Annotated in this window: 15 protein-coding genes; 11 read left to right on the top strand and 4 right to left on the bottom strand. The window is 71.4% G+C overall.

Annotation, left to right across the window (positions count from 1 at the left end):
- Window positions 1-49 precede the first annotated feature (49 nt).
- Window positions 50-850, top strand: a complete 801-nt coding sequence (locus tag ABS735_RS21245; RefSeq protein ID WP_373901055.1) for a 3-hydroxybutyrate dehydrogenase — start codon at window positions 50-52, stop codon at window positions 848-850.
- Window positions 851-905: 55 nt separating this feature from the next.
- The gene (locus ABS735_RS21240) at window positions 906-2,810 is read left to right on the top strand and encodes a helix-turn-helix domain-containing protein (RefSeq protein WP_373901056.1); all 1,905 of its coding nucleotides are present in this window, start codon (window positions 906-908) and stop codon (window positions 2,808-2,810) included.
- A gap of 42 nt (window positions 2,811-2,852) precedes the next feature.
- On the opposite strand, the gene ABS735_RS21235 is transcribed toward ABS735_RS21240, so the two are convergent.
- Window positions 2,853-4,247 carry an MFS transporter gene (locus tag ABS735_RS21235; protein WP_373901057.1) on the bottom strand — a complete coding sequence of 465 codons (1,395 nt, stop codon included), beginning with the start codon at window positions 4,245-4,247 and terminating at the stop codon, window positions 2,853-2,855.
- 318 nt (window positions 4,248-4,565) lie between these two features.
- The gene (locus tag ABS735_RS21230) at window positions 4,566-6,608 is read right to left on the bottom strand and encodes an NPCBM/NEW2 domain-containing protein (protein ID WP_373901059.1); all 2,043 of its coding nucleotides are present in this window, start codon (window positions 6,606-6,608) and stop codon (window positions 4,566-4,568) included.
- Between the two features lie 542 nt (window positions 6,609-7,150).
- On the opposite strand from ABS735_RS21230, the gene ABS735_RS21225 reads away from it, so the two are divergent.
- From ABS735_RS21225 to ABS735_RS21205, 5 genes are read left to right on the top strand one after another with little or no spacing between them, the layout of a single operon-like run.
- Window positions 7,151-7,363 carry a hypothetical protein gene (locus ABS735_RS21225; RefSeq protein ID WP_373901061.1) on the top strand — a complete coding sequence of 71 codons (213 nt, stop codon included), beginning with the start codon at window positions 7,151-7,153 and terminating at the stop codon, window positions 7,361-7,363.
- Window positions 7,360-8,727 (top strand): enolase C-terminal domain-like protein, encoded by a 1,368-nt coding sequence (locus ABS735_RS21220; RefSeq protein WP_373901062.1) that lies wholly within the window; start codon window positions 7,360-7,362, stop codon window positions 8,725-8,727. The genes ABS735_RS21225 and ABS735_RS21220 overlap by 4 nt, the downstream gene beginning before the upstream one ends.
- Window positions 8,724-9,479, top strand: a complete 756-nt coding sequence (locus ABS735_RS21215) for an SDR family NAD(P)-dependent oxidoreductase (protein WP_373901063.1) — start codon at window positions 8,724-8,726, stop codon at window positions 9,477-9,479. The genes ABS735_RS21220 and ABS735_RS21215 overlap by 4 nt, the downstream gene beginning before the upstream one ends.
- Window positions 9,479-10,510: an aldo/keto reductase gene (locus ABS735_RS21210; protein ID WP_373901064.1), complete on the top strand. Its 1,032-nt coding sequence runs from the start codon at window positions 9,479-9,481 to the stop codon at window positions 10,508-10,510. Before ABS735_RS21215 ends, ABS735_RS21210 begins: the two co-directional genes overlap by 1 nt.
- Window positions 10,507-11,370 carry an amidohydrolase family protein gene (locus tag ABS735_RS21205; protein ID WP_373901065.1) on the top strand — a complete coding sequence of 288 codons (864 nt, stop codon included), beginning with the start codon at window positions 10,507-10,509 and terminating at the stop codon, window positions 11,368-11,370. Before ABS735_RS21210 ends, ABS735_RS21205 begins: the two co-directional genes overlap by 4 nt.
- 28 nt (window positions 11,371-11,398) lie before the next feature.
- On the opposite strand, the gene ABS735_RS21200 is transcribed toward ABS735_RS21205, so the two are convergent.
- Together ABS735_RS21200 and ABS735_RS21195 are read right to left on the bottom strand one after the other, a co-directional pair.
- Entirely contained in the window at window positions 11,399-12,115 is a 717-nt protein-coding gene (locus ABS735_RS21200) for a GntR family transcriptional regulator (protein ID WP_373901066.1), read from the bottom strand.
- A 231-nt stretch (window positions 12,116-12,346) separates the two neighbouring features.
- The gene (locus ABS735_RS21195; protein ID WP_373901067.1) at window positions 12,347-13,393 is read right to left on the bottom strand and encodes a LacI family DNA-binding transcriptional regulator; all 1,047 of its coding nucleotides are present in this window, start codon (window positions 13,391-13,393) and stop codon (window positions 12,347-12,349) included.
- A gap of 138 nt (window positions 13,394-13,531) precedes the next feature.
- Here ABS735_RS21195 and ABS735_RS21190 point away from each other — a divergent pair, with 138 nt between their 5' ends.
- From ABS735_RS21190 to ABS735_RS21175, 4 genes are read left to right on the top strand one after another with little or no spacing between them, the layout of a single operon-like run.
- A complete protein-coding gene (locus ABS735_RS21190) occupies window positions 13,532-14,836 on the top strand; it encodes an ABC transporter substrate-binding protein (RefSeq protein ID WP_373901068.1) in 1,305 nt (434 codons plus the stop codon).
- Between the two features lie 10 nt (window positions 14,837-14,846).
- Window positions 14,847-15,803 (top strand): carbohydrate ABC transporter permease, encoded by a 957-nt coding sequence (locus ABS735_RS21185; RefSeq protein ID WP_373901069.1) that lies wholly within the window; start codon window positions 14,847-14,849, stop codon window positions 15,801-15,803.
- Window positions 15,800-16,618 (top strand): carbohydrate ABC transporter permease, encoded by an 819-nt coding sequence (locus ABS735_RS21180; protein WP_373901070.1) that lies wholly within the window; start codon window positions 15,800-15,802, stop codon window positions 16,616-16,618. The genes ABS735_RS21185 and ABS735_RS21180 overlap by 4 nt, the downstream gene beginning before the upstream one ends.
- Window positions 16,615-19,068 (top strand): beta-xylosidase/alpha-l-arabinosidase, encoded by a 2,454-nt coding sequence (locus ABS735_RS21175; RefSeq protein ID WP_373901071.1) that lies wholly within the window; start codon window positions 16,615-16,617, stop codon window positions 19,066-19,068. The genes ABS735_RS21180 and ABS735_RS21175 overlap by 4 nt, the downstream gene beginning before the upstream one ends.
- Window positions 19,069-19,093: the final 25 nt, after the last annotated feature.

Here is a 19,093-nt window from a genome sequence, read left to right as displayed (position 1 = left end):
GGGGCGTGCCCACATGTGGGCCGGAGTCGTCCCTGCCTAGGCTCGGGCCATGACCTCGCCCAGCGTCCTCCAGGCCCCCCACGCCTCCTCGCTCGACCTCCACGGCCGCACCGCCCTCGTCACCGGCGCCGCCGGTGGCATCGGCCGCGCCTGCGCACTGCGGCTGGCCGCCGCCGGGGCCGAGGTCAGAGCGGTCGACCGGGACGCCGCCGGGCTCGAGGCGCTCGCCGAGAGCTGCGGGAACCTCGCGGGCAGTGTCGAGACCCAGGTCCTGGACCTGACCGACCTGGACGCCGCCGAGCGCGCCGCCGCCGGCACCGACGTGCTCGTCAACAACGCCGGTCTGCAGCTTGTGCGGCCCCTCGAGGAATTCCCGCCGGACGTCTTCCACACCGTCCTGACCGTGATGCTGGAGGCACCCTTCCGGCTGATCCGCGGCGCCCTGCCCCACATGTACGGGCAGGGCTGGGGCCGCATCGTCAACATCTCCTCGGTCCACGGCCTGCGCGCCTCGGCCTACAAGGCCGCCTACGTGTCCGCCAAACACGGACTGGAGGGGCTGTCCAAGACCGCCGCCCTCGAAGGTGCCGCACACGGCGTCACCTCCAACTGTGTGAACCCGGCCTACGTCCGCACCCCGCTGGTGGAGCGGCAGATCGCCGACCAGGCCCGGGCCCACGGGGTCCCCGAGGAGCAGGTGCTCTCCGACGTACTGCTGCGGGACAGCGCCGTGCGGCGGCTGATCGAACCGGAGGAGGTCGCCGAGGCGGTGGCCTACCTCTGCGGCCCGCACGCGTCCTGCGTCACGGGCACCTCACTCGTCCTGGACGGCGGCTGGACCGCGCACTGAACCAGGTTTTCCACAGGGCTGACGGGACGAGCGGGCGATGAGGAATCCTGTGAGCATGTCCCGTGATCACGCGCAGTCCGCCGAGACGCCGTTCCTGGAGCTGCTGGCCCGCGGCGCCTCCGCCGACGCCTACGAGCAGCCCGTGCTGCTCGCCCGCGCCGAGGGCGGACCGGCCGAGCGGATCGACGCGCTCGAACGGGCGAAGCACCTCGCGCTGCGCGTGCGCTCGGAGCTGGAAGGGCGGCGCAGGCGGGAGGCCGAGCTGTCCGCGCTGTTCGAGACCGCCCACGACCTGGCCGGGCTGCGCGACCTGGACGCGGTGCTGCGCGCGATCGTGCAGCGGGCCCGCTCCCTGCTCGGCACCGACGTCACCTACCTCAGCCTCAACGACCCGGACCGCGGCGACACCTACATGCGGGTCACCGAGGGCTCGGTCGCCGCCCGCTTCCAGCAGCTGCGGCTCGGCATGGGCGAGGGGCTCGGCGGCCTGGTCGCCCAGACCGCCCGCCCCTACGTCACCGACGACTACTTCAAGGACGCCCGCTTCCAGCACACCGGAACCATCGACGCGGGAGTACGCGACGAGGGACTGGTCGCCATCCTCGGCGTGCCCCTCATGCTCGGCCACCACGTCATCGGCGTCCTCTTCGCCGCGGACCGGCGGGCCAGGGTCTTCGAACGCGAGCAGATCGCCCTGCTCGGCTCCTTCGCCGCCCTCGCGGCCGCCGCCATCGACACCGCGAACCTGCTCGCCGAGACCCGCTCGGCCCTCGCGGGCCTGGAACGGGCCAACGAGATCATCCGGGACCGCAGTGGCGTCATCGAGCGAGCCTCCGACGTCCACGACCGCCTCGCCGAACTCGTCCTGCGCGGCGGCGGGGTGCACGACGTGGCCGCCGCCGTCTCGCAGGTCCTGGACGGCACCGTGGAGTTCACCGAGGCCGTCGCGGCACCGGAGTACGCGCTGGAGGCCTCCCGCGCCGAAGGGCATGTGGTGCGGCACAAGGACGACTGGATCGCGGCCGTCGCCGCCGGTGACGAGCTCTTCGGCGCCCTCGTCCTGCGTGGCCACCCCGGCCTCGACCCCGTCGATCAGCTCACCCTGGAACGCGCCGCGATGGTCACCTCCCTGCTGCTGCTCGCCCGGCGCTCCGCCGCCGAGGCCGAACAGCGCGTCCGCGGCGAGCTGCTGGACGACCTGCTCGACGCCCGCGACCGCGACCCGCGCCTGCTGGGCGACCGGGCCCGACGGCTGCACGCCGACCTGTCCGCCACGCACGTCGTGCTCGCCGCCCGCCTCGAAGCCACCGCACTCGACGCCGACCAGGAGGCGGACGCGCGCAGACGCCTGTGGTCCGCGGCCTCCCACCTCGCCGCGACCCGGCACGGCCTGGCCTCCGCCCGGGACGGCGGCACCGTACTGCTGCTGCCCCTGGCCCCCGCGGAGGGTGCCGGGGACATGGCCCGCCGCACCGCCCGGCACCTGGGCCGAGCCGTCCACGAGGCCGTCACCGTCGGTGCCTCCGCACCCGTCGATGACCTTGCCGCCCACCCCGACGCCGTGGCCGCCGCCTACACCGAGGCCGGACGCTGCCTCGACGCCCTGCGCCTGCTCGGCCGCTCCGGGGACGGTGCCGCGGCCGAGGACTTCGGGTTCCTGGGCCTGCTCCTGGCGGGGGACCAGAACGTGCCCGGCTTCGTCGAGCGCACCATCGGCCAGGTCGTCGCCTACGACGAGCGGCGCGGCACCGAACTCCTGCGCACCCTCGACGCGTACTTCGCCTGCGGCATGAGCCCGGTCCGCACCAAGGAGGCACTGCACGTCCACGTGAACACCGTCGCCCAGCGCCTGGAGCGCGTCGGCCGGCTCCTGGGCGAGGACTGGCAGAGCCCCGACCGCGCACTGGAGATACAACTGGCCCTCAGGCTCCACCGGTTGTCGGCCCCGGCACGGCACTGACCCCCGCACGCGGAGGCGTACGGGGGCCGGTGACGGGGCGGTTCAGACCGTGCGCGCCTTCTGCGCGGGGGAGTCGGACACCGACCCGGCGCCGTCCCCGTCTCCGTCGCCGGGGACGGAGTCGACCTCGGTGAGGTCCCGGTGCCGTGTCTCCCGGGCCACCCCCACGGCGATCAGGGTCAGCAGGGCCGCGGCGATGACATAGAGGGAGATCGGCGTCGAACTGTCGTACTCGGACAGCAGCGCGGTGGCGATGAGCGGCGCCGGGGCACCGGCCGCCACGGAGGCGAACTGGGCGCCGATCGAGGCCCCGGAGTAGCGCATCCGGGTCGCGAACATCTCGGAGAAGAAGGCCGCCTGGGGCGCGTACATGGCACCGTGCAGCACCAGTCCCACGGTCACCGCGAGCAGCAGACTGCCGAAGTGACCGGAGTCGATGAGCATGAAGAACGGGAACATCCACAGCCCGACACCGGCCGCACCCAGCAGATACACGGGACGCCGGCCGATCCGGTCCGACAGCGCGCCCCAGGCCGGGATGGCCGCGAAGTGCACGGCCGAGGCGATGAGCACCGCGTTGAGAGCGGTCTGCTTGGAGACGTCGGCCGCGGACGTGGCGTAGACGAGGATGAAGGCCGTGATGACGTAGTAACTGATGTTCTCCGCCATCCGCGCGCCCATCGCGATCAGCACGTCCCGCCAGTGGTACCGCAGCACGGAGACCAGCGGCATCGGCTCGGCCTTCGCCTTCCTGGACTCGGCCTGCGCCAACGCGTGCTTGAACACCGGCGATTCGTCGACAGACAGACGAATCCACAAACCGACCATGACCAGCACGCCCGAGAGCAGGAACGGTATCCGCCAGCCCCAGCTGTTGAACGCGGAGTCCGACAGCAGGGCCGTCAGCAGCGACAGCACACCGGTCGCCAGCAGTTGCCCCGCGGGCGCCCCGGTCTGCGGCCACGACGCCCAGAATCCGCGCCGCCGCGCGTCCCCGTGCTCGGAGACCAGCAGCACGGCCCCGCCCCACTCACCGCCGAGGGCGAAACCCTGGACGAGCCGCAACACGGTCAGCAGCACGGGAGCGGCTGTGCCGATGGTCGCGTGGGTGGGCAGCAGCCCGATCGCGAAGGTCGCCCCGCCCATCATCAACAGGCTCAGCACCAGCAGCTTCTTGCGCCCGAGCCGGTCACCGTAGTGCCCGAACACCAGGGCGCCCACGGGCCGCGCGGCGAACCCGACGGCGTAGGTCAGGAACGACAGCAGTGTGCCGACCAGCGGGTCGGAGTCCGGGAAGAACAGCTTGTTGAAGACGAGCGCGGCAGCGGAACCGTAGAGGAAGAAGTCGTACCATTCGATGGTCGTCCCGATGAGGGACGCGGCGACGATGCGCTTGAGGTTGTTCGGAGCTGGTGGAGCGGTTGCGGGCGACGACATCGGCACCACTTCCTGGCGTGTGACGGGGACGATTGCGTGTCGCCACACGGTAGGAATCCGCAGGTCAGGCGCACATGTGGTGGGGCAACATAGTTCGAGGGCCGGGTATGCGTGTGGCCACCATGCCGGCTCGTGGAAGGACAGTGCGGAAGAGCCTGGCTGAGGGAGACCAGGACCTGTCCGGTCGATCAAACCGGCCCGGCACGCAGGCCCGCCAAAACCGCACTCGGTCGCCGGTGACGGAATCCGTCACCGGCGACCGAGTGCAGGGCAGCGCCGTCGGGGGATGCGCGGGGGTGCCGCCCCCGTGCGGGTGGCTCAGGCGCAGGTGACCCGCACGTCCGCCCAGTCCGCGTGGTCGTAGTCCATGCCGTCCCCGGCGTCCGTGACCACCAGGCGGACGACGTCCGCCCCGGATACGTCGGCGGAGACCGCGCGGGCCGGGTCGGCGTGGGTCACCGTGCCCGTCGACGCGGCCCGGGTCTCGTCGGCCCAGACCTCGAAGGCCACGCTGCCCCGGTCGCCCGACTCGTCGTCCACACCGACCTGCGCGGTCACCCTGCTGCACTCGCCACCGAGGTAGTACTCCACGCTGCTCGGCGCGTGGACGCCGAGCCCCTTGGTGAACTCCTTGCCGCCGATGGTGATCGGCCCGCCGTCGCCGGTGCCGCTCTCGCCCACGCTCCGGTCCCGCTCGACGGGACCCCAGCCGTTGGTGGAGCTCAGCGGGTCGGCGTCCGACAGGGCGGACTCACCCGCGGGCAGCGGGACGCCGACGCGTACCGTGACGGGCACCGTGGAGGTGAGCCAGGCGCCGGAACGCGTGCGGTGCCTGGCCGTGAGCGTCAGGTCATGGTCGCCCGCGGACGTGCCCGCGGGGACCGTGACGTCCCAGTCCGTCGCCAGTGTTCCGCCCGGTTTCAGGGCGCGGGCCGACGTGGCGGACCTGGGGGTGATGCGCCAGCCCTCGGGGCCGGTCAGGGCGACGCTCACCGAGTGGGCCGCGTTGCCGCCCAGGTCGGCGGCCTCGGAGGTGATCCGCTCGGTCCGGCCGGCCTCGGTCACCGCGCCGCCCTCGGCGCTCACGTCCACGGCGGGCGGGTACTGCGCCCACTTCTTGTCGGCGTTCACCCGCACCAGCACGGTGCCGTGCGCGGGCACCGTCGCCGCGATCGTGCCCGTCGTGTTGGTGTCGGCGTGCTTCCACAGGTCCCGCATCGTGTAGCCGCGCGCCTGCGGCAGTCCGACGGCCTTCGCGGTCGTCTCGATCCGCTGCGCCCGAGAGCTCTCGTTGAACAGCGCGACCGCCCGGCTGCCGTCCGCCAGCTCCTTCGACACGACCCACCGGCCGCCCTCCGAGGAGACGACCTCGCCCTGCTTGCCCAGCGGGTCCTGGTCGACGGCGACGACCTCGTCGTTGGTGAGGATCTCGAACGCCGACTCGGGGGCCGTGCGCAGGTCGGAGCCGATCAGCAACGGGGCCGCCATGATCGACCACATGGAGAAGTGCGTGCGGTACTCGGTGTCCGTCATGCCGCCGTTGCCGACCTCCAGCATGTCGGGGTCGTTCCATCCGCCGGGGTGCGCGTACGGGGCGAGCTCGAGGTTGGCCTTCATGATCGACGACATCGAGCTCCAGGAGTCGCTGATGTCCCCGGTGGTGCGCCAGAGCTGGCCCAGGTCCCCGGCCCACTCCCAGGGCTTGTTCTGGCCCCACTCACAGATGCTGTAGACGATCGGCCGGCCGGTCGCCGCCAGCGCGTCGCGCATGGTGGTGTAACGCTTCTTCGCGTCGACACCCTGGTTGTTGCAGTTGTCGTACTTGAGGTAGTCGACACCCCAGTCGGCGAACTGCCGGGCGTCGCTGTACTCGTGACCCAGCGCGCCCGGGAACCCGATGTCACTGCACGTCTTGGTGCCGGCGCTGGTGTAGATGCCGAACTTCAGGCCCTTGGAGTGGACGTAGTCGGCGACGGCCTTGATGCCGTTGGGGAAGCGCTTGGGGTCCGGCACCAACTGGCCGCCGGCGTCGCGCTCGGGCAGCGCCCAGCAGTCGTCGAGGTTGACGTACTCGTAGCCGGCGTCCTTCAGACCGCGCTCGACGAAGAGGTCGGCGATGCCCTTGACCATCGACTCGTTGAACTCGTCCCTGCAGTGCGTGGAGTTCCAGTTGTTGAAGCCCATCGGCGGTGTGAGGGCCAGTCCCTCGTGGCCGGACGCCGCCGGGGTCCGGGCCGGCGCGGTGGCCGGGGCGGCCTGCGCGCTCACCCCCAGGCCTGCGGCGGCGATCAGTCCGGCGGTGACCGCGCCCAGGGCTCTGCGTCCGGTGATGCGCGGTACACGCGTGGAAAGGTGACGCATCGTTACGTTCCTCCACGGTTCGTCGGAAGCGGTGCGCACGGGAGACACGCACCGTCAACGCGCGCTCACAGTAGGGGTGTTGAGGTCTGATTGAAAGAGGGCGTTCATGGTGAATTCTGCTCGCTGTGCGAACCGCGTCCCACGGAAACGCAGACCGACAAGGGGGTGAACGGTGCGGAGCCGACTGTTCAGGCCTCGCCGTACCGGTCGAGTGACATTCCCTGACTCCCTCGCCATTTTCTATACGATCGTTGGCTACTTGACCGCACCGAAGTGTCAACCAGTCTCTGTGGGGGCCTTGACGGGGCCTCCTGTCGTCCCTGACCATCGCCGGCTACAAAATCCTATGTGATTTGAGTGGAGTGGCCGCCTCTTCGCCTACTACGAGTACCGCGGCGACGACCTCGCGGGGGCCTCGCGGCGAGTGGTGGGCCGACACGGAACAGCTCTTCCCCATGGAACAGCCCCAGCCCCACGCCCCGACCCACACCCCTCGGAACCAGCACGCGGCGCCAACCGTGCCGCGACCGCAAGGAGAACACGTGAAACTGCTGCGCCTCGGTGCTCCCGGCTTCGAACGGCCGGCCGTCCTCGCCGACGACGGAGGCACCTACGACGGAGGCACCTACGACGGACGCACTTACGACGGACGCGCCTACGACCTCACCGGACTGACCCGCGACATCGACGGGTCCTTCGTCACCACGCAGCACCCCCGCCGGGCGTCGGACCTTCGAGGACGCGTGAACCGATGAGCGACCACAGCACGTCCCCCCGCATCACGGGCATCGACGTCATCGACATCCGGTTCCCCACCTCACGGGACCTGGACGGCTCCGACGCCATGAACCCGGGCCCCGACTACTCCGCCGCCTACGTCATCCTGCGGACCGACGGCCGGGACGGCGGGGGAGCACCCCTCGAAGGACACGCCTTCACCTTCACCATCGGACGCGGCAACGAAGTGCAGGCGGCCGCCATCACCGCACTGCGCGAACACGTCGTGGGCCGTCCCGTGGACGCCGTCTGCACGGACCCGGGTACGGTGAGCCGAGACCTCAACGGCGACAGCCAGCTGCGGTGGCTCGGCCCGGAGAAGGGCGTGATGCACATGGCGATCGGCGCCGTCGTCAACGCGGTGTGGGACATGGCCGCCAGACGCGCCGGCAGGCCCGTGTGGAAGCTGCTCGCCGACGCCGAACCGGAGTGGCTCGCCGACCAGGTGGACTACCGCTACATCGAGGACGCGCTCACCCGCGAGGAGGCCGTGGCCCTGCTGCGCGAGGGCAGGGAAGGCGCAGCGGCACGGGAGGAACAGCTGCTGGAACGCGGATACCCGGCCTACACGACCTCTCCCGGCTGGCTCGGCTACTCCGACGAGAAGCTGATCCGCCTCGCCCGCCGCGCGGTCGCCGACGGTTTCACGCAGATCAAACTGAAGGTCGGCGCCGACCTGGCCGACGACGTCCGCAGGATGCGCACCGCACGAGCGGCGGTCGGCCCGGACATCCGCATCGCGATCGACGCCAACCAGCGCTGGAACGTGGCCGAGGCGATCGAGTGGACCAAGGCGCTGGCCGACACCGACCCGTACTGGATCGAGGAGCCCACCAGCCCCGACGACATCCTCGGCCACGCCACCGTCCGCCGGGGTGTCGCACCCGTCAAGGTCGCCACCGGCGAGCACGTGCAGAACCGCGTCGTCTTCAAGCAACTGCTGCAGGCCTCGGCGATCGACGTGGTGCAGATCGACGCGACCCGCGTCGGCGGCGTCAACGAGAACCTCGCCGTCCTGCTCCTCGCCGCCAAGTACGGCGTGCCGGTCTGCCCGCACGCCGGCGGTGTCGGCCTGTGCGAACTCGTGCAGCACCTGTCCATGTTCGACTTCGTCGCCCTGTCCGCGACGACCCGGGACCGGGTGATCGAGTACGTCGACCACCTCCACGAGCACTTCGAGAGCCCCGTCGTCATGGCGAACGGCCACTACGCGGCACCCACGGCACCCGGATTCTCCTCCCGGATGCACGCCGCCTCGATCGACACCTACCGCTACCCCGACGGCGCCTTCTGGCTCGCCGACCGTTCCGCAGCCGGACCCGAGAAGGACATCCCCGCATGAGCGAACTGGCCGGACTCAAGGCCCTGGTCACCGGAGGCGCCTCCGGCATCGGCCGGGCCACCGCGCGGCTGCTGGCCGCGCGCGGCGCCGACGTCGCCGTACTGGACCTCGACCCCTCGTCCGTCGACGAGCCGCTGCGCGGATACGTCGCCGACGTGTCGGACGACTCCTCCGTGCGGGCCGCGGTCGCCGCCGCCACCGACGACCTCGGCGGCCTCGACATCCTCGTCAACAACGCCGGCATCGGCGCCGCGGGCACCGTCGAGGACAACGCGGACGCCGAGTGGCACCGCGTCCTGGACGTCAACGTCCTGGGCGTCGTCCGCACCACCCGCGCCGCGCTGGCCCTGTTGCGTGCCTCCGCGCATCCGGCGGTCGTCAACACCTGCTCGATCGCCGCCACCGCCGGGCTTGCGCAGCGTGCCCTGTACAGCGCGAGCAAGGGCGCGGTACAGGCCCTCACCCTCGCCATGGCCGCCGACCACGTCCGCGAGGGAATACGGGTGAACTGCGTCAACCCCGGCACCGCCGACACCCCGTGGGTGGGCCGTCTCCTCGACCGGGCGCCCGACCCGCAGGCCGAACGGGAGGCGCTCAACGCCCGCCAGCCCATGGGCCGTCTCGTGACCGCCGACGAGGTCGCCGCCGCCATCGTGTACCTGGCGAGCCCCGCGGCCGCCAGTGTCACCGGCACCGCACTCGCGGTGGACGGCGGGATGCAGGGGCTGCGGCTGCGGCCGAAGGGGCAGTGATGGCGACGGACGCCACCACCGGCAGGCAGCCCGCCGCCCTGCCGGTGCGCACGCTCGGTCGCAGCGGCGTACCCGTCACCGCCCTCGGGTTCGGTGCCGCCGCCGTCGCCGGGCTCTACCAGGACGTGGGGGAGGAGGAGGCAGCGGCGGCCGTGGAGGCGGCCTGGGACGAGGGCGTCCGCTACTTCGACACCGCCCCGCACTACGGCCTGGGCCTGTCGGAACGCAGACTCGGCGCGGTCCTGCGGAGCAAGCCACGGGACGCGTTCACCCTGTCCACCAAGGTGGGCCGCCTGCTCGAACCGTACGACGGCGGGGGTGACGACCTGGCCAACGGGTTCGCCGTGTCGGCCACGCACCGGCGCCGCTGGGACTTCAGCGCCGACGGGGTACGCCGCTCCCTGGAGGACAGCCTCACCAGGCTCGGGCTCGACCGCGTGGACCTGGTGCTGCTGCACGACCCCGACGACCACGAGCGACAGGCCTTCGACGAGGCGTACCCGGCACTCGAGGAGCTTCGCGCGCAGGGCGTCGTCCGGGCGATCGGTGCCGGAATGAACCGGACCCGGATGCTGACCCGCTTCCTCGCGGACACCGACGTCGACGCCGTGCTCTGCGCCGGGCGCTACACGCTGCTCGAACAGGGCGCGCTCCGCTCGCTGCTGCCCACCGCCGTAGCCGCCGGCAAGAGCGTGATCGTCGGCGGAGTGTTCAACTCCGGGCTGCTCGCCGACCCTGGGCCCGGGGCCACGTACGAGTACACGGCGGCGCCCGGCGAACTCCTGCGCCGGGCCGTGCGCATGCGCGACGTCACCGAGGCACACGGTGTGCCGCTGCGGGCCGCGGCGCTCCGTTTCCCCTTCGGGCATCCGGCCGTCGCGGCCGTCCTCGTCGGTGCCCGCTCGGCGGCCCAGGTCCGGGACGCGGCCGAGCAGTACCGCAGGCCGGTGCCCCGGGCCGCGTGGACGGCTCTGCGCGAACGGGACCTGCTCCCGGCCCACGCTCCGGTTCCCGAAGGAGACCGCTCGTGACGCCCGTCGTCGACGCCCACCACCACCTGTGGGACCTCTCCGTACGCGACCAGGCGTGGATCCAGGGACCGGCGCTCGCCCCGTTGCGGCGCTCCTTCCTCCCGCAGCACCTCGAGACCGAGACCCGGGCCGCCGGAGTCTCGGCGACCGTGCTGGTGGAGACGGTCGACGCGGCCGAGGAGACACCCGAGTTGCTGGCCCTCGCAGAGGCCCACGAGGTGATCGGGGCGGTCGTGGGCTGGACCGACCTGACGGCTCCGGACGTCACCGACGCGCTGGACGCCCTGAGGTCGCTGTCCGGCGGCGGCTTCCTGCGCGGCATCCGCCACCAGGTCCAGGGGGAGGCCGACCCCGACTGGCTGACCCGGCCGGAGGTCCTGCGCGGTCTGCGCGCGGTGGCCGCCGCCGGGCTCGTCTACGACCTGGTCGTCCTGCCCCACCAACTGCCCGCCGCTACGCGTGCGGCCGCCGCCGTACCCGGGCTCACCTTCGTCCTGGACCACCTCGGCAAGCCGCCGATCGCCTCCGGGCGGCGTGAGCCGTGGGCGACGGAGCTGCGCGCGCTTGCCGCGCTGCCGAACACGGTGTGCAAGCTCTCCGGCCTGGTCACCGAGGCCGACCGGGCGTCCTGGACGGTCGACGACCTGCGGCCGTACGCGGACACCGTGGTCGAGGCCTTCGGGCCGCGGCGGCTGATGTTCGGCTCGGACTGGCCGGTGTGCACGCTCGCCGCGGACTACGGCGACGTCGTGCGCTCGGCCCGGGAGCTCACTTCGGGTCTGACCCCGCCCGAACAGGCCGAGATCGGGGCGGGCACCGCCCGGCGCGTCTACCGGATGGCCGGGGCCCGCGCCGGATGACGGTGGCCACGAGCACCGGCGGGTCCGGTCATTCCTCCTCGAACCGGGTCAGCTGGCGCTCCAGACTGCGCGTGAGGTGCTCGGCCATCGCCGCGGCGGCCCGTTCGGGCCGGCGGCGCAGTACCGCCCGCACCACGCGCTCGTGTTCGTCCAGGGTGGGAGCGCCCGCGTCCTGAACACTGCTGAGACGGAAGATGTGCAGATGGGAGTGGAGCCGCTCCACCGCGTCCGCGAGCAGCGGCCGGTGGGCGGCCCGGGCGACGGCGTCGTGGAAGCGCTGGTCCATCGCGGCGAAGTCGCGGTAGGAGGAGTACGGCCCGGCGGGACCGGGATGGGCCTGCATGGACTCCAGGGTCGCCTCGATGGCGTCCAGCTCGTCCTCCTCCGCGTGGCACGCCGCGAGGGCGGCGGCACGCGGCTCCAGGAGCAGCCGCATCTCGAACAGTTCCTCGACTCCCTGCCGCGTCAGCAATTCCGTCGCCCGGTACCCGGACAGCGAGCGTTTGACGACGAGTCCGTCGGACTCCAGCCGGGCCAGGGCCTCGCGCACGGGCGTCGGCGACACACCCAGGGCCCGGGCCAGGGCTTCGATGCCGACGCGGGCTCCCGGGGCGATCTCGTGGTCCATGATCCGGGCCTTGACGTCCTCGTAGACGCTGTCGGACAGGGCCTGGCGGACCGGTCGCGCCGACTGCCCACTCGTCCCGGTATCGGCGGCGGGAACGGGTGCGTCGTGTGCCGGCATTCAGGGCTCCCTGCGCACGGTGGGCTGCGGTCCCAGAAGTTTAGCGACGTGCGTCGGTTCCTCCTGGCCCGGTCGTCCGTCCCTCGGTTCACCCGGCAGCCACCGCGGTGGCTTGGCCGGTGGCACGGCTGCTCCGGGCGATCGTCGACAACCTCCGGTTGCAGGCGGGCGCTCGCGAGGAGGACGTCATGCTGGTGGGCTTTCCAGACGGCCGGGGAGCGGGGGTTCTCGTCACGCGACCGCGTCACCGGGCGCCGCCGCCCCGCCCGGTGGTGCGGTGCTCTGCCGTACGACGAGGTGGGTCGCCAGCTCGATGCGCCGGCCCGCCCGGCCGGGGTCGTCCTGGCGGAAGAGCATGCGGGTGGCCTCCTCGGCCATGTGCCGCAGCGGCTGGTGGACGGTGGTCAGCGGCGGGCTGGACCACTGGGCCAGCGGCACGTCGTCGTAGCCGACGACCGAGAGGTCCTGAGGGACCCTCAGGCCCCTGACGCGGGCCGCCTCCAGCACGCCGAGCGCCTGGAGGTCGCTGCCCGCGAAGATCGCCGTCGGCCGGCCGGGACCCGCGAGCAGGTCCATGCCGTGCTCGAAGCCGCTCTGCACGTCGTAGTCGCCGTAGCGGACCAGTGCCGGGTCGATCGGCAGGCCCGCCATGGTCATCGCCGAGCGGTAGCCGTCGAGCCGGGCCAGTGAGCACAGCATGTCCTCGAACCCGGTGATGATCGCGACGCGTTCGTGCCCGTGGTCGGTGAGGTGCCGGGTCGCCGCCAGCCCTCCGGCCCAGTTGGCGGAGCCGACGGACGGGACGTCGGGGTCGGGGTCGCCGGCCGGGTCGACGATGACGAAGGGGATGTTCCAGGACCGCAGCCGCTGCTTGACCTCCGCGGGGAGCGAGGAGAAGACCAGCACGACGCCCAGCGGCCTGCGTCTGAGCACTCCTTCGATCCAGTCCGGCGCGGGGGCGTGCCGGGTGCCGCTGCGGGTGAGCACGACCTCGGTCCGGTTGGCCTTGGCGACGGTCTCCACGCCGCGGACCAGCTCCATCGCCCAGACGCTGTCCAGCTCGTGGAAGACGAGTTCGACCAGCGGCGAGCGCGGTCGGCTCGCGGTCCGGCGGCGGTAGCCGTGCACCTCGAGGAGCCGCTCCACCTTGGCCCGGGTGGTGCTGGAGACATCCGAACGACCGTTGAGGACCTTCGAAACTGTCGGCGGGGAGACCCCCGCCTCTTTCGCAACCTCGGCCAGGGTCACCCTCGCGCCCACCTCAACTTCATCGTGCATGCAGGCAGGATAGGCCATGCGATCGATAACGTTTTGAGTCGGCAGCCGCACGGCCATTGACCAGAAATCCGGTCTCACTTTACTGTCCGACCAGCATGGACTTTCGGTGATGGTGCCGAAACTTTCGAAAGGCGAACGATGAAGACACGTGCGCGCTTGCCCAGACTGGTCGCCACCGGTGCGACGCTCGCCCTGGCGCTGAGCCTGTCGGCCTGCGGTGACGGGAACGGCGGGGCGTCGTCGGACGACGGCAAGATCCATGTCCTGGTCTACGGGGACGCCAGCAACAAGGTCGAAGAGCAGATCGTCGAGACCTTCAACAAGACCTCCGACGTCAAGGCGGTGCTCGACACCATCCCCGGTGCCGACTACCAGACGAAGCTCCAGACGATCATCAACACCCCGCAGGCTCCGGACGTCTTCTTCAACTGGGGCGGCGGCAGCATCAAGCCGTTCGTCAAGGCGGACCTGCTGCTGCCGCTCGACGACTTCATCAAGAAGAACCCGGACCTGGAGAAGAAGTTCCTGCCGTCCGTCTTCGAGAGCGCCGTCGTCGACGGCAAGCCGTACGGCGTCCCGATGCGCGGCACCCAGCCGGTCCTGCTCTTCCACAACAAGAAGGTCCTCGAAGACGCGGGCGTCCAGCCGCCGAAGACCTGGGACGAGCTGCTCGCCGCGGTGGACAAGCTGAGGGACGCCGGCGTCACGCCGATCGCGCTCGGCGGCGGCGACGTGTGGCCCACCCAGATGTGGTTCCAGTACCTCTACGACCGCATAGCCGGTCCGGAGCTGTTCGCCAAGGCCGTCGGCGGCGACAAGAGCGCCTGGGAGAGCGCGGACAGCAAGAAGGCCCTGGACATGATCAAGGAGCTCGTCGACTCCGGAGCCTTCGGCAAGAACTACGACTCCGTCAAGTACACCAACGGCGGCTCGGTCCAGCTGGTGGCCTCGGGCAAGGCCGGCTTCGAGCTGATGGGTTCCTGGTACTACTCCCAGCAGCTCACGGACCACAAGGAGTTCGCCGAGAAGGACCTCGGCTACACCGCCTTCCCGACCGTCGCGGGCGGCAAGGGCGACCCGGCCGACGTGGCCGGCAACACCAACAACTACTACTCGGTGATGAAGAAGACCAAGCACCCCGAGGCGGTCGCCGAGTTCCTGAAGCTCATGTACTCCGACGACTTCGTCAAGGCGCAGCTGGACATCGGCAACCTGCCGACCACGACCAACACCGACAAGTTCATCGACAGCTCGGGCACCCCCGAGTACTCGCGCTTCCAGTACGACCTCGTCTCCAAGGCCCCGTCCTTCCAGCTGTCCTGGGACCAGGCGTACCCGCAGAAGGCGAGCTCGGACATGCACAAGGCCATCCAGCAGTTCTTCAACGGACAGCTCGACACGGACGGCTTCATCAAGGCCATGCAGGCCCTCCCGACCGAGTGACGAACGGCTCATGACCACACACACCACGAGCGCTCGGCCCGCCGCCGGACCCCGCAAGGAGTCCCGGCGGCGGCCGCCCGCCTCGTCCGCGACGACGGTGGGCCGCCCCGGCTTCGGCTGGGCGGTGCCCGCCGCACTGTTCTTCGTCCTCTTCGCGATCGTTCCGCTGATCATGGTGGCGGTGCTGTCCTTCATGAGCTGGGACGGGATCAGCTCGCCCGAGTTCGTCGGCACGGACAACTGGTCGCGCCTCATCGACGACCCGGTGATGCTCAAGAGCATCTGGCTGACCCTGCTGCTGACCGCGCTCGGCGTGGTCCTCCAGACGCCGCTGAGCATCCTGCTCGGCGTCTGGGCCGCCGGTCACCAGCGCAACCGCGCCGTCCTGTCCGTCATCTACTTCATCCCCCTGCTGCTGTCGGCGACGGCCGTGTCCGTGCTGTGGCGGGCGCTGCTCGACCCGAACTTCGGCATCCCGGCCGAGGCCGGCTGGCTCTTCGGCGACGGCAACCTCTTCGGTGAACAGACCACCGCCATCGGGGTGCTGGCGTTCGTCAGCACCTGGCAGTTCACCCCGTTCCACACGCTGATCTACCAGGGCGCCGCCCGCGCGGTCCCGCAGGTGCTCTACCAGGCGGCGGAGATCGACGGGGCGGGCCGCTACCGGCAGTTCTTCCACATCACCCTGCCGCAGCTGCGCACCTCCATGATCACCTCGATGATCCTGATGATCGTCGGCGGCCTGACCACGTTCGAGACGGTCCTCATCCTGACCCAGGGCGGCCCCGGCACCGACACCACCATCAGCGCCTACTACATGTACGACAAGGCGTTCAAGAGCTTCGACTACGGCATCGGCTCCGCGATCGCCCTGGCCCTGGTCGTGGCGGCCACGATCATCTCGCTGATCGTCGTCCGGGTCTCCGGTTACGACAAGATGCGCAGCTCCATGGAGGGTGTGTCATGAGGCGCCGACCCAACTACGTGGCCGGCGTCGGCTCGCTCGTCTGGCTCTTCCTGGTCGGACTCCCGCTGTACGTGATGCTCGCCGCGACCCTGCGCACCCGCCAGGACTACGCCGAGAACGGCCCGGTCTCGCTCCCGGACAGCTTCACGCTGGACAACTTCACCGGCGCCTTCGACTCGGGCTTCGGCCAGTACTTCCTCAACACGCTCGTCGTCACCGCCTGTGTGATCGGCATCGTGCTGCTGCTGGTCCCGCCGCTCGCCTACGCGATCGTCCGCAGCCGCGGCAGGGCCACTTCGGCGATCTTCCGGCTGTTCCTGCTCGGCCTCGCCATCCCGGCCCAGGCCGTGATCGTGCCGATGTTCTACCTGATCAGCGAAGCCGGGCTGTACGACAACCTGCTCGGCGTCATCCTCCCCACGGCCGCGTTCTGCCTGCCGATGTCCGCGCTCATCCTCAGCGGCGCCATGCGTGACATCTCCCCGGAGCTGTACGAGGCCATGGCCATGGACGGCGCGAGCCCGCGGCGGATGTTCTTCCAGCTCGTCGTGCCGCTGTCCCGCGGGGGACTGTCCACGATCGTGGTGTTCTCCGCGCTCCAGGCGTGGAACGGCTTCCTGTTCCCGCTCGTGCTGACCCAGTCCGAGTCCACCAAGGTGGTCACCCTGGGCCTGTACAACTTCCAGACCGCGCACGGCATCGACATCCCCGGTCTGCTGGGAGCCGTGGTGCTGTCCATGGTGCCCATCCTGCTCGTCTACCTGTTCGCCCGTCGTGCCCTGGTCCAGGGGCTGATGGGTGTCGGAGGAAAGTGACCGCCAACGTGGCCGTAGAGACCACCCCCGAAATCCCCCTCTGGAACGACCCCAACCACCCCGTCGCCGCCAGAGTCGACGCGCTCGTCGCCGCGATGACCCTCGAGGAGAAGATCGCCCAGCTGTACGGAGTGTGGGTCGGCGCCTCCGACAAGGGCGGCGAAGTGGCCCCGCATCAGCACGACATGGAGGAGGTCGTCGATCTCGACGCGCTCCTGCCCGCCGGACTGGGCCAGCTCACCCGCCCCTTCGGCACCGTCCCCGTCGACCCCGCCCTCGGCGCGCTCTCGCTCATGCGCACCCAGGCCCGGATCACCTCGGCGAACCGCTTCGGCATTCCCGCCGTCGCGCACGAGGAGTGCCTGGCCGGCTTCGCCGCCTGGGGCGCCACGGCCTACCCCGTCCCGCTGTCCTGGGGCGCCACCTTCGACCCGGACGTGGTGCGCCGGATGGCCGCCGCCATCGGCCGCGACATGCGGTCCGTCGGCGTCCACCAAGGCCTCGCCCCCGTCCTAGACGTGGTCCGCGACGCCCGCTGGGGCAGGGTGGAGGAGACCATCGGAGAGGACCCGTACCTCGTCGGCACCATCGGCACCGCCTACGTGCGGGGCCTGGAGTCCGCCGGGATCGTCGCCACCCTCAAGCACTTCGTCGGCTACTCCGCCTCCCGCGCCGGCCGCAACCTCGCCCCCTCCTCCGTGGGCGCCCGCGAACGGGCCGACGTCCTGCTGCCGCCGTTCGAGATGGCCGTCCGCGAGGGCGGGACCCGCTCCGTCATGCACGCCTACACCGACATCGACGGCGTACCCGCCGCGGCCGACGAGACGCTGCTGACCGGACTGCTCCGCGACACCTGGGGCTTCGAGGGAACCGTCGTCGCCGACTACTTCGGCATCGCCTTCCTCAAGACCCTGCACGGCATCGCCGCCGACTGGGCCGACGCCGCGGGCGCCGCGCTGGGGGCGGGCGTCGACGTCGAGCTGCCCACCGTCAAGACCTTCGGCGCGCCGCTCGTCGAGGCGGTCACCGAGGGCCGGGTCCCCGAGGCGCTCGTCGACCGGGCGCTGCGCCGCGTCCTCGGCCAGAAGGCGGTACTCGGACTGCTCGACCCGGACTGGAGCCCGGTCCCGCCCGCGCTCGACGGGGTGGACCTGGACGACCCGGAGGCGCTGCGCGGCCGGATCGTCCTGGACCGGCCCGAGAACCGGGAACTGGCCCGCGAGATCGCCGACAAGGCGGTCGTCCTGCTCACCAACGACGGCACCCTGCCGCTCGCCCGCCCCCGCCGCATCGCGTTGGTCGGCCCCAACGCCACCGAGGCGACCGCAGTGCTCGGCTGCTACTCCTTCCCGCGGCACGTCGGGGTGCAGCACCCGGAGGTCCCGGTCGGCATCGACCTGCCCACCCTGCGCGACACCCTGACCGCCGAGTTCCCCGACGCGGACATCACCGTCGCCCGCGGCACCGGCGTCGACGACGGCGAGCTCTCCGGCATCGGCGAGGCGGTGGACGCGGCCCGCGAGGCGGACGTCGTCGTCGCCGTCCTCGGCGACCGCGCGGGCCTGTTCGGCCGCGGCACCAGCGGAGAGGGCTGCGACGCCGAGTCCCTCACCCTGCCCGGCGCCCAGCAGCAGCTCCTCGACGCGCTGCTCGACTCCGGCACACCGGTGGTCACGGTCCTGCTCGCCGGACGGCCCTACGCACTGGGTCGCGCCGTCGCCGAGTCCGCCGCGATCGTGCAGTCGTTCTTCCCCGGCGAGGAGGGCACCGCCGCGATCGCCGGCGTGCTCAGCGGGCGCACGGCGCCGAGCGGCAGGCTCCCCGTCAGCGTGCCCGGATCGGCGGGTGCCCAGCCGACCACCTACCTCGGGGCGCGGCTCGCCCACGCCAGCGAAGTGTCCAGCATCGACCCGACACCCGCCTTCGGCTTCGGGCACGGGCTCACCTACACCTCGTTCGCCTGGAGCGACCTCGTGGCGCACACCAAGGAGGCGCCGACCGACGGTGGGTTCTCGCTGGAACTGACCGTCCGCAACACCGGCGAACGGCACGGCACCGAGGTCGTGCAGCTCTACCTGCACGACCCGGTCGCCTCCGTCGTCCAGCCGGTGCGGCGCCTCATCGGCTACACGCGGGTGCCGCTGGCTCCCGGTGAGGCCCGCAGGGTGCGCGTCGAGGTCCCGGCCGACCTCGCCTCCTTCACCGGCCGCGACGGGCGCCGCGTCGTCGAGCCCGGCGACCTGGAGCTGCGGTTCGCCGCGTCCAGCACCGATACGCGGCTCACCGCCACGGTCGCGCTCACCGGACCGGAGCGGCAGGTCGACCACACGCGGCGGCTGCACGCGGTGTTCGCGCAGGAGGCGCAGGAGGCGCAGGAGGCGCAGGAAGCGCAGGAAGCCCAGGAGGCGCAGGGAGCCCAGGAAGCCCGGGAGGCCTCCGAGGGCGCCTGAGTCACCGGCCGACGACGAGCGGTGG

It is taken from the genome of Streptomyces sp. MMCC 100 (assembly GCF_041538145.2).
In the GTDB taxonomy this organism is placed as follows: domain Bacteria; phylum Actinomycetota; class Actinomycetes; order Streptomycetales; family Streptomycetaceae; genus Streptomyces.
The sequence above is the reverse complement of the archived record's forward strand: the minus strand, read 5'-3'. Positions and strand labels throughout refer to the sequence as shown.